At 42.9% G+C, this 7,113-nt stretch carries 9 protein-coding genes; 6 read left to right on the forward strand and 3 right to left on the reverse strand.

Annotated features, from left to right (window positions below; translation table 11 throughout):
• Positions 1 to 39 precede the first annotated feature (39 nt).
• Genes Q0P34_RS04795 through Q0P34_RS04820 form a run of 6 tightly spaced genes read left to right on the forward strand, consistent with a single transcriptional unit; the run spans position 40 to position 4,889 of the window.
• Positions 40 to 564 carry a hypothetical protein gene (locus Q0P34_RS04795; protein ID WP_294953645.1) on the forward strand — a complete coding sequence of 175 codons (525 nt, stop codon included), beginning with the start codon at positions 40 to 42 and terminating at the stop codon, positions 562 to 564.
• The gene (locus tag Q0P34_RS04800; protein WP_294953647.1) at positions 561 to 1,427 is read left to right on the forward strand and encodes a CorA family divalent cation transporter; all 867 of its coding nucleotides are present in this window, start codon (positions 561 to 563) and stop codon (positions 1,425 to 1,427) included. The genes Q0P34_RS04795 and Q0P34_RS04800 overlap by 4 nt, the downstream gene beginning before the upstream one ends.
• Before the next feature lie 41 nt (positions 1,428 to 1,468).
• Positions 1,469 to 1,720 (forward strand): YabP/YqfC family sporulation protein, encoded by a 252-nt coding sequence (locus tag Q0P34_RS04805; RefSeq protein WP_178669194.1) that lies wholly within the window; start codon positions 1,469 to 1,471, stop codon positions 1,718 to 1,720.
• Positions 1,713 to 2,909, forward strand: a complete 1,197-nt coding sequence (locus Q0P34_RS04810; protein ID WP_294953651.1) for a sporulation protein YqfD — start codon at positions 1,713 to 1,715, stop codon at positions 2,907 to 2,909. The genes Q0P34_RS04805 and Q0P34_RS04810 overlap by 8 nt, the downstream gene beginning before the upstream one ends.
• Before the next feature lie 51 nt (positions 2,910 to 2,960).
• Positions 2,961 to 4,025 (forward strand): mannonate dehydratase, encoded by a 1,065-nt coding sequence (uxuA, locus tag Q0P34_RS04815; RefSeq protein ID WP_294953654.1) that lies wholly within the window; start codon positions 2,961 to 2,963, stop codon positions 4,023 to 4,025.
• Between the two features lie 15 nt (positions 4,026 to 4,040).
• Entirely contained in the window at positions 4,041 to 4,889 is an 849-nt protein-coding gene (locus Q0P34_RS04820; protein WP_294953657.1) for an SDR family oxidoreductase, read from the forward strand.
• A 63-nt stretch (positions 4,890 to 4,952) separates the two neighbouring features.
• On the opposite strand, the gene larE is transcribed toward Q0P34_RS04820, so the two are convergent.
• Genes larE through Q0P34_RS04835 form a run of 3 tightly spaced genes read right to left on the reverse strand, consistent with a single transcriptional unit; the run spans position 4,953 to position 6,959 of the window.
• Positions 4,953 to 5,753: an ATP-dependent sacrificial sulfur transferase LarE gene (larE, locus tag Q0P34_RS04825; protein ID WP_294953660.1), complete on the reverse strand. Its 801-nt coding sequence runs from the start codon at positions 5,751 to 5,753 to the stop codon at positions 4,953 to 4,955.
• A gap of 1 nt (position 5,754) precedes the next feature.
• Entirely contained in the window at positions 5,755 to 6,435 is a 681-nt protein-coding gene (locus Q0P34_RS04830; protein WP_294953663.1) for a hypothetical protein, read from the reverse strand.
• 32 nt (positions 6,436 to 6,467) lie between these two features.
• Positions 6,468 to 6,959 carry a pyridoxamine 5'-phosphate oxidase family protein gene (locus Q0P34_RS04835; RefSeq protein ID WP_294953666.1) on the reverse strand — a complete coding sequence of 164 codons (492 nt, stop codon included), beginning with the start codon at positions 6,957 to 6,959 and terminating at the stop codon, positions 6,468 to 6,470.
• Positions 6,960 to 7,113 lie beyond the last annotated feature (154 nt).

The following is a 7,113-nucleotide window of genomic DNA, read 5'->3' on the forward strand; positions in this document are numbered from 1 at the left end:
TTGAAAATAATTAGGAAGCTTTTTAAGGGGATACTTATTATGGATAAAAGAATTGTAAGAACAAGACGTGCTATCTTGCTTTCCGTTTTGGAGCAAACAAAGGACAGGGACGTTAAGGATGTGCGTGTTGTTAAGGTGTGTAAGGATGCCGGCATCAACAAAAGCACGTTTTACCTGCACTACAAGGGCATAGAGGATTGTGTAAATTCTATTTTGGAAAATCTTATTCTTTCGGTTGCTGAATTTGCATCAACAATAAACTGTGCACAGGTGTATAATAATCCGAGCGTTGTTGTAAATGATATACTTAACAGGGCTGCTGCCGACCGTGAATTTGTAGTGCGTTACAAATCAAGCAGACTTGCTGTTTCGTTAACAGACAGGCTTCAGGAAACAGCCATTAACACAATTTGTACAAACAACAACATTCAATCGGGCACTGTGGAATGGGCAAGAGTATCTCTTATCGTATATGCCGTAACAGGCGTAATGTTCAGCATGGATGCGGTTGAAAACAGAGATGTTTTGTTTTCTGCACTGTCGGATATAATCAGGCGAGCGTGATTATTATTTTTTATGCATTTCGTGACGAGGTAGAAAGTATCGGTATACAGGAGGCAAGGTCCTGCGATTTCGTTATCGGCTACATAAGTGTAGCAGAGCTTAACGATGTGGCAGGACTTTTTGATTTGCCAAAAACTGTGCCGTCTACGGTCGGTGTGGGCATCAGCAATGCCTGTGCTGTTTTTAGGCTTGAGGAATGTACAATGTATATTAAAAAAAGAGCATTTATTATTGCTCCCGATAACCCAAAGCAAAGCCTCCCCTTTTTGCAAGGAATGCTGTCGCGGCTTGGGGGTGCAGGTGAGCCGTCAAGCGTTAGAGCGTGCTGTCTTTATCTTGATGAAATGCTGATTAGCGAGCAAGCCTCACTTGCAAAAATACGACAGGAGCTTGCAAGACTTGAGGAGCAAATTCTTGACGGTAACCACAGCCGCAACATCAACAGAGTTTTGTATTGCAAAAAGCAAATCTGCCTTGAAAAAAGCAATTATTTCGGCACACTGCTTGACGCAGTAGATGAGCTTAAGGAGGGGCTTGAAATTGACGGCGACGACATCAAATGTCTTGACGTTTTGTACAATAAGCTTGGGCATCAAAGGGATAGTGTGCGTATGGTGATAGAAAGCATTGTTCAGCTACGCGATGCATATCAGGCTGCTATTGATTTAAGGCTAAACAACAATATGAAGGTGTTTACTATTGTTACGGTTATCTTTGCACCGCTGTCTTTTATCACCGGATGGTTTGGTATGAATTTTAGGCATATGCCGCTTTTGTCTTCACCGTACGGAACAGCTGTTACCTGTGGTGTTTGTGTAATTATTGCCGTTGCAATGGTTGTGTGGTTTAAGCGTCGCGGGTGAATAATGTTGAGCTCTTTGGCATAAAATTCTATGGTGATTTTATGAGCAAAAACGAACATTCCCAAACAGTAATCGGCTATTGCACCTGCCCTCACGTGCATCTTATCGGCTCGTCACAATGTGTAGTAGACGGCTTAAAGGGCATCTGCGAGTATAAAAGGGAAAGAGTAAAAATCAACCTCGGCAAATACTGCCTGCTTGTTGTGGGAAACGGACTTTGTATAAATGAACTGTCCCCCGACGGTGCAGTTATTGAGGGTGATATTTTGTCTGTGGAGTATTGCGGTGCTTAACCGGTTTGTACGGTGGCTGTTTGGATATGTTGAATTTGCCTTTTCGGGTGGCTTTGCCGACGATTTTTTGAATGATTGCTGTAAAAATAATATTTCGATTTTTAAGGTTGAGTGTGATGATTGCTTAAGCGCAGTGTGTTATCCTGCCGATTATCTGAGGCTTTGCCGTATTGCAAAAAGACACGGCGGCAGGCTTGAGCTTAAAAGAAAAATCGGCTTGCCGTTTGGCTTGCATAAGCTTATTATGCGTCCGGGGATTGCAGTTGGCTCGGTTGTGTTTATTGCTTTGTTTTCCTTTTTGTCGGGCTTTGTGTGGAATATCGAGATTGTGAATAACGGCAATATTGAGCAAAGCAGGATAGTATCGTTTTTGGATAATCAGGGCTTTAGGGTAGGCACGTATTGGAAAAGTACGGATAAAAGCAAAATTGAGGATTTGATGCTTGCGTCCTTTGATGAAATTGCCTGGGTGCACATAAATCGCTTTGGTACTACGGCAAGGGTAGAGATTCAGCAGGCAACGCCAAAGCCGAATATTGAGGGCAGGGCAATTACAAATCTAAAGGCAACCAAGGACGGTGTTATTGTTTCGGCAACGGTGCACGACGGCTGGCAGCAATGCTTTGTAGGCGACAGCGTGACAAAGGGCACTGTGCTTGTGTCGGGAGTGCTTGCACCCGAGGAGAAAAAAGAAAATCTTTATGCCCATGGGAGCGGCTCGTTTATTGCGCGTGTGGAGGAGGATTTTTCGTTAACAGTCAGCCGCGAGCAGTATAAAAAGGAATATTTGGGCGATAAGCAGTACAAGGCCATATCATTTTTCGGACTGTATATCCCTTTGTATTTCGGCAGAATTCCCACTGAAAACGCAGAGCTTGTAAGGAATTCACAGTACTTAAAAATCAACGGCAATCCTGTTCCTGTCGGTATAATAGAAACAAATGCAAGGCAGTACCGTATTCTTTCGTCAAGCCTTAACGACAGTGAGCTTTTGTCGCTTGCAAATCGTCTTGTAAAGCAAAAGCTTATCGCAACCTACGGCAAGGATAACATAGCTTCAAAAAGCATTAGTATTGTAATTCATCCCTCGTCTGCCGAGGCAAAGGGAACCGTTGAGGCTCTTGAGGAAATAGGTGAGGAGGTACCGCTTATATCACAAAAACAAAAAAGCATTAATTTACTTGAATAAATTAATGCGATGTGATAAAATTATATGTAATAAAACAAGGGAGGATTGCTTATGCAAATGACATTTCGTTGGTTTGGCAAGGAAAAGGACACTGTTTCTCTTGAACAAATCAAGCAAATACCAAATGTTGTCGGCGTTGTTCCTGCACTTCACGATCTTCCTGCCGGTGAGGCTTGGACTATGGACAGGGTTCAGGCTATGTATGATGAAATCACCGCAGCAGGCTTGACTATGGAATGTATCGAAAGCGTTAATGTTCACGAGGACATTAAAATCGGTCTGCCGACAAGGGATAAGTATATTGAAAACTACAAGGAGTCTATCCGTAATCTTGCAAAGGTCGGTGTAAAGGTTATCTGCTACAACTTTATGCCTGTGTTCGACTGGACAAGGACAGACCTGTATATGCCTCTTGGTGACGGCTCAACCTGCCTTTGCTATGACGGTAAGCAGGTAGAGGGCAAATCTCCTGAGGATATGTTTAAGGAGATTGACGATAATTCAAACGGCTATGCTATGCCGGGCTGGGAAACCGAGCGTATGGGTGAAATTAAGGAGCTGTTTGAAAAATATAAGGATGTTACAGCTGACGATTTGTGGGCAAACCTTAAGTATTTTCTTGAGGCAATTATGCCTACCTGCGAGGAATGTGACGTCAAAATGGCCATTCATCCCGATGATCCGCCTTGGGGCATTTTCGGCTTGCCGAGAATTATCACCGATAAGCAGGCAGTTGAAAAGCTGCTTAATATGGTGCCGTCAAAGTATAACGGCTTGACGCTTTGCACAGGCTCATTCGGCGCAAGTCCTAATAATGATATGGTAGAAATAATCAAGACAGCAGGCGACAGAATCTATTTTGCTCACCTTCGCAATGTGCAGATTAACAACCAATGGTTTAACGAAACTGCACACGAAAGCAATTCAGGCTCGCTTGATATGTACGAGATTGTTAAGGCATTGCAGGAGGTTGGCTTTGACGGATATATCCGTCCCGACCATGGCAGAATGATTTGGGGCGAGGTTGCCCGTCCCGGCTACGGACTTTATGACAGAGCGCTTGGAGCCTGTTATTTGAACGGCTTGTGGGAAGCTGTAGAGAAAAGCAGAAAATAAAAAGAGGATAAAGCTATGACACATGAAAACTTAAAGGGCAGAGTTGCAGTTGTTACCGGTGGCGGCGGAGTTCTTTGCGGACAGTTTGCAAAGACCTTGGCAAAGCAGGGCTGCAAGGTTGCAATACTTGATTTGAACGAGGCTGCTGCACAGCAGTATGCAGATGAAATTAATGCAAACGGCGGTGAGGCAATCGCTGTCGGATGTAATGTTCTTGACCAAGAGTCTATGCAAAACGCAAGGGGCATTATTAACGAAAAGCTCGGCACCTGCGATATTTTGCTTAACGGTGCAGGCGGCAACAATCCAAAGGGAACAACCACAAAGGATACCCTTGAAAAGATTGACCTTGTTCAAAAGGATGAAAGCATCAAAACATTTTTTGACCTTGACGCAGACGGAATTTCATTTGTGTTCAACCTTAATTTCTTGGGCACCCTTATTCCAACACAGGTTTTTGCAAAGGATATGGTGGAAAAGGATAATGCGTGTATAATTATGATTACGTCAATGAACGCATTTCGTCCTCTCACCCGTATTCCTGCTTATTCGGCGGCAAAGGCAGCCGTGAAGAATTTTACGGAATGGATGGCTGTTCATTTTGCCCCGATGGGTATCAGAGTAAACGCCATTGCTCCCGGCTTCTTTTCAACAAAGCAAAATGCAGCATTGCTCTGGAATCCCGATGGCTCACCGACAGAGAGAACGGGCAAAATTCTTGCCGCAACTCCTATGGATCGCTTTGGTAAGCCGGAGGAGCTTGACGGAACACTTCTGTTCCTTTGCGACGAGGCTTATTCAGGCTTTATCACCGGTGTAAACATTCCGGTTGACGGAGGCTTTAACGCATATTCGGGAGTATAATTTAATATTATCAAACGCAAAACCCCGCTTGAACATTTAATTCAAGCGGGGTGCTTTTATATTTTATATCGTTTTGTTCATACTTCCCTGTTTGTATCCTGCAAGGCTCATTGTAACAAAGCTGAAGCCGTAGCCGAGCAGGGCATTGGTAATTTTGTCTGCGTTATCAAGCAGCATTTGTCTTTGATGCGGCGCAACCTCAATATCGGCGGAATTACTGTGCAGACGAACACGTACCTGCTCAAAGCCCATATCAAGCAAAAATTGCTCTGCGTTGCCTATTTTTTCAAGCTTTTCATCTGTGATTGTGTCACCGTATTCAAGCCTTGTTGCAAGGCAGGCAAAGGATTGCTTGCTGTATGTCGGTAGGCTGTGCCGTGCAGAAAGCTCGCGTATTTCTGCTTTTGTAAGCCCTGCCTCCTGCAAAGGACTGCTGACTCCAAGCTCCTTTATCGCCTGCATACCCGGACGGTAGTCATCCAAATCGTCAAGGTTTGAACCCTCGGCAATCCACCTGCATCCGTTTGCTTTTGCAATATAGCAAATCCCCTTGAACAACGCCTTTTTACAAAGATAGCACCTGTTAGGCGGATTTTGTGCAAAGCCCGGTATGTCAAGCTGATTAATGTCAAACATAATTTGCTTAACTCCCAATTGATTGCACAGCTCCTGTGCCTCGCTTTTTTCTCTTTCGGGGAATGCAAGTGAGCAGGCGGTGATTGCAACAACATTTTCGCATCCGAGCGTGTCTACACATTCCTTCAGCAAAAGTGTGCTGTCAACACCACCTGAAAAAGCAACAGCCACCTTGCCGTTGCCTTTTATGCTTTTTGTCAGTTTTTGTTCTTTTTCATATAGCTTCATATTATTTATTCTTCTTTTTTCTGTTACGCAGTACAATCATAAAGGTCATACCGACAAGTCCGCCGACGGCATTCATCATCATATCGGTCATTGTGTCCACAAGTCCAAGATAGCCGTATTCGCCGTTGTATTTTGTTATGTCTATCATTTGTGTTTCGGGGCCGTACTTTGCAAGCTGAAGATTTGTGCCGTGCAATGTGTCCATAAGAAATTCGTAAAATTCCCATCCCACGGCAATTGACAGAGCAAACATTATGCTGAATATTGCGGCAAGCGTTGCGGCACACTGTCCCTTTTTTCGTTGAATTATTACGGCAAAGTCATATGCAAATACGGCGCATACAAAGCCGCTTAATATGTGCATAAAGTTGTCAAACCAGCTGATTTTATCAAACAATCCAAAATATGAGCCAAACACAATGCCGATAAATATTATAAGGTTCAGCATTGTTTGGCTGAGTGGCGGCACCTCAATAATAAAGCTTGTGTGCCCAAAAATTTGGAACATATCCCAAAGATGTGCAAAGATAAAGCAAAAAACGCTTTCAAATCCCATTACCACATCTCCGTTGATAAAGCTGTACGCCGCACATATAAGCATTGATATTCTAACGATAATCCAAAATATCAGCTGTGCCTTAGGTATTTCGTTTATAGGGTCTTTTCTTAATTTGTATTTCATAATGATTGATCCTTTTATGTATATTTATTATATTAACCACGAAGCCTGTAAAATTCAAGACCTTCCTTGCCTGTGATGTGTTGAGGAGTGATTTCAACCATTGCCGTTTCGTTGATAAAGCGATTGGCCTCCTGCGTTATATCACCTTCGCTCATATTGGCACATATGTTTTTGGTCATCTGTACGCAAAGAGCGAAAATCTCGTTCTTGTCTTCTATAATTCTTGCTTTGCCGAAAACGATTACGGATTTGTATTTGTTAGTGAATTTTTCTTCGATAATCTCGTCGGATTCTATAATGGAAAGAGAAACCCTTTCATTTGATTTTATAGCGTCGATTTTATGGCCGACCTTTGCACAGTGAAAATATATTTTTCCGTCAATATATGCATAGCTTATCGGTAGAGAATAGGGATAACCGTCATCACCTGCCAAAGCAAGTGTGCAGGTGCAGTGGCTCTTAATTATTTCCTCAGCCTCGCTTGATGTAAGCTGCTGCTTTTTTCTTCTCATTTCTCTAAACATTTTTGTGCCGCCCTTTTAATATATCATAATGTAAATTATTATATAATATTACTATGCATTGTTCAACAGATTTTTGTCATTTTAGACTGTCGATAAAGTGGGCTGAAACACGCCATATAAATTAAACAAACCGATTTGAGCCTCTCTTGTGTAA

Source organism: uncultured Eubacterium sp., assembly GCF_945980375.1.
Taxonomy (GTDB): domain Bacteria; phylum Bacillota; class Clostridia; order Oscillospirales; family Acutalibacteraceae; genus Eubacterium_R.